The 226-nt window shown below is 38.9% G+C and carries 1 protein-coding gene; it reads left to right on the top strand.

Annotated features, from left to right (window positions below; all coding sequences use genetic code 11):
* A partial coding sequence (locus AACQ14_RS23915; RefSeq protein WP_339366046.1) for a hypothetical protein occupies positions 1 to 185 on the top strand: 185 nt, incomplete at its 5' end.
* Positions 186 to 226: the final 41 nt, after the last annotated feature.

Genomic DNA, 226 nt, shown 5'->3' with positions numbered 1-226 from the left:
TTTTTCAAGCAGAAGACGGCATTGGAGATTGGTCAGTGGTGTTTGTTCAGGTGTGTGTGCTTCCGTTTTGTGTTACTAGCAGTTGTGTTAGCTACAATCGTGGTGGTATTGACGTTTTTATCAACAATTGTTCCGTTGGTTTGTTTAGCTGTTTTTGGTATGGCTATATGCTCTTACATTGGTAGTCACCTGTTCCTATTTTAATTATCGTATATAACCAAATCCC

The organism is Vallitalea maricola, from assembly GCF_036985595.1.
Lineage (GTDB): Bacteria > Bacillota > Clostridia > Lachnospirales > Vallitaleaceae > Vallitalea > Vallitalea maricola.
The sequence above is the reverse complement of the archived record's forward strand: the minus strand, read 5'-3'. Positions and strand labels throughout refer to the sequence as shown.